Source organism: Microcystis sp. LEGE 08355 (assembly GCF_015207185.1).
Classification (GTDB): domain Bacteria; phylum Cyanobacteriota; class Cyanobacteriia; order Cyanobacteriales; family Microcystaceae; genus Microcystis; species Microcystis panniformis.
On the sequence record NZ_JADEXI010000591.1, the window covers coordinates 1 to 2844 of the forward strand.

Below are 2844 nucleotides of genomic sequence, written 5' to 3' on the forward strand. Positions count from 1 at the left end.
GATCACTCCCATGCCCGGTACTTTTTGATTGACAAAAAGTCTAAAAGTCTTACCCAACAAGGTTTTTAGATTTATTCAGCAAACCCTAGTTAAATAATCCTTCCGGGACATTTGTAACTGCACCTAAAGTTTCAGAAATTTGATTATTCGAGGAAGAAGAATTAGATCGATCATTGAGATTGGGAAAGGTTTTGTTGAGCAACCACCAAGCAATTCCTCCTAAAAGTGCCGATGTCACCATAACCGTCAACAGCAACGGAAGAATTTCATTTTTCTGGGACATAAAATCAGGATCACGATTCGGACTACTTTAATGATAATCCCAGCTTTTTTTAATGACCCTAACTTTTACAATTCTTTCGGGTTGTGCCAAGGGTTAAGGATCAACCATAGAGACACGAACAACAGAAAGCAGAGCGCAGAACACCTTCCAACAGCAAAAAACTTGAACAACAAAAACTAGAACAGCAAGGGATGGAGGCAACCCCATCCCCAAACTAGACAATTATGCTATTCTTTTTTATACATCACCTCCACCACGGTATGTACGTTACCTCTGGGATGAAAATCCCCCTTAACTTTCATCTGCAAGGGTTCGCAAGCGGCCACCAAATCATCTAAAATTTGGTTAATTGCTTCTTCGTGGGAAATATAACGATCGCGATAACTATTAATATAAAGTTTAATCGCCTTTAATTCCATCACCTTTTGATCGGGAACGTAGCTAAGATAAATAGTGGCAAAATCGGGATAACCGGAAAAGGGACACTTACAGGTATATTCCGGCAGAGTGATCTGAATATCGTAATTTCTGCCAGGGCGTGGATTAGGGAAAGTAATTAATGTTCCTTCGGCAATTTCTCTTTCCCCGTACTTAACTTCAATTTTTTCGGAAGACTGAACCATGTTTTTTTCCTAACTAGACACTGTTTTCTATCATAGCTGGAATATTCTCTCAAGAGGTGTTACCGAATCAAGAGATGAATAGTAACTCCTGCATCCTATTGACAAATTAGCTTAGTCCTGGGTTGAAAGAGTGCCGAGAAGACAGTTGAGACTGAAAATCAGCCAGACCCAACTTTTCAGGTAAAAAATGCTCTATGATTAACCCTAAAGATACTGTAAAACTGGTTTCATGCTCTCCGAGATTAAAAACATAGCCGAGAGTCTCGCACCCCGATTAGTGGAGATTCGCCGCCACATTCACGCGAATCCAGAGTTAAGTGGGCAAGAATATCAAACTGCCGCCTATATTGCCGGGGTTTTGTCTTCCTGTGGTCTATCGGTGCAGGAAGCGGTGGGAAAAACGGGAGTTAAGGGAGAATTGGCGGGAAAAGGCAGTGATCGGAGAATTTTAGCCATCCGGGCCGATATGGATGCCCTACCGATCCAAGAAAGAACCGATTTAGACTTTGCTTCCCGTAAACCGGGGATTATGCACGCCTGCGGTCACGATGTTCATGCTACCGTCGGTTTAGGGGTGGCGATGGTGCTTTCCCGTCTCTCGGAACCTTTGGGGGGAAAAATACGCTTTCTCTTTCAACCAGCAGAGGAAATCGCCCAGGGGGCCAGTTGGATGATCCGGGAAGGGGTGATGCGGGATGTCAGTGCCGTTTTCGGGCTGCACGTTTTCCCCTCGATTCCGGCCCGATCGATCGGGGTTCGTTACGGGGCCTTAACTGCGGCTGCCGACGATCTGGAGATTTTTATTCAAGGAGAATCGGGCCACGGGGCCCGGCCCCACGAGGCGATCGATGCTATCTGGATCGCCTCGCAAGTAATCACCACTTTACAACAGGCAATTAGTCGGACTCAAAACCCTTTGCGTCCCATCGTCCTCACCATCGGCCAGATTAGCGGTGGTCGCGCCCCCAACGTCATCGCCGATCAGGTACGCATGGCGGGAACCGTGCGATCGCTGCACCCAGAAACCCACGCCCATCTCCCGGAATGGATCGAGAGTTTGGTCACGAATGTCTGTAGCACCTATAACGCTAAATGTCAAGTAAATTATCGTCGGGGTGTGCCATCGGTGCAAAATGACCAATTTTTAACCCGGTTAGTCGAAGAAGCTGGTTTAGAAGCTTGGGGACAGGATCGGGTTTTAATTCTCTCGGAACCCTCCATGGGGGCCGAGGATTTTTCCCTTTATTTGCAACAGGCCCCGGGGACAATGTTCCGTCTGGGAGTGGGTTCTCCTCACCTCCTCAATCCCCCCCTTCACCATCCGGAATTTTTAGTGGATGAGTCGGCAATTCTGACGGGAGTGATTACTTTAGCCTACGCGGCCTATAAATATTGGCAAAGAGAAGATTAAACCAGTTTTTCAAGATAATTTTATGGAAATTTGGCAAGATTTAGCTATTATAGCTTGGACGGAATTGCTGCTGGATAGTTATGAACGGTTAATCGGGCGATCGCTGTTGCCCCGGATCGGTACTGGCAAAGAACAGAGTAAAATGCTCTTTTATGCCCCTTTTGTCCTAGTTTCCCACGGTACGCAAACTAATCCGATCTTCAATTATGGTAATCGCGGTGCCCTCGATCTCTGGGGTTTAACTTGGCCAGAATTATTAACAACTCCTTCGCAAGCGACGGTACAGGGGGAGGAACCCGCCCAAGAACGCCAAAAAATGCTGGATTTAGTCAAAAAACAAGGCTATATCAACGATTATCACGGGGTAAGGATCACGAAAAACGGTCAACTATTTCGCATTGAAAAAGCGATCGTTTGGAATATCATCGATCGTGATGGCATTTATTGCGGACAGGCTGCCACTTTTGCCGATTGGATTTTTCTCTGATTTAAGCTGTACTGCCTTGAAACTCCGTCCCCACTCCCCC

At 46.2% G+C, this 2844-nt stretch carries 4 protein-coding genes; 2 read left to right on the forward strand and 2 right to left on the reverse strand.

Annotation, left to right across the window (positions count from 1 at the left end):
- Nucleotides 1-85 precede the first annotated feature (85 nt).
- A complete protein-coding gene (locus IQ242_RS21545) occupies nucleotides 86-283 on the reverse strand; it encodes a hypothetical protein (protein WP_228021144.1) in 198 nt (65 codons plus the stop codon).
- Nucleotides 284-510: 227 nt separating this feature from the next.
- Nucleotides 511-906: a preQ(1) synthase gene (gene queF / locus IQ242_RS21550; RefSeq protein WP_002740916.1), complete on the reverse strand. Its 396-nt coding sequence runs from the start codon at nucleotides 904-906 to the stop codon at nucleotides 511-513.
- A gap of 229 nt (nucleotides 907-1135) precedes the next feature.
- Here queF and IQ242_RS21555 point away from each other — a divergent pair, with 229 nt between their 5' ends.
- Together IQ242_RS21555 and IQ242_RS21560 are read left to right on the forward strand one after the other, a co-directional pair.
- Complete coding sequence (locus tag IQ242_RS21555) at nucleotides 1136-2317, forward strand: M20 family metallopeptidase (RefSeq protein WP_193961353.1); 1182 nt, start codon at nucleotides 1136-1138, stop codon at nucleotides 2315-2317.
- 22 nt (nucleotides 2318-2339) lie between these two features.
- Nucleotides 2340-2804: an MEKHLA domain-containing protein gene (locus IQ242_RS21560; RefSeq protein ID WP_193961354.1), complete on the forward strand. Its 465-nt coding sequence runs from the start codon at nucleotides 2340-2342 to the stop codon at nucleotides 2802-2804.
- The last annotated feature ends 40 nt before the right edge of the window (nucleotides 2805-2844 follow it).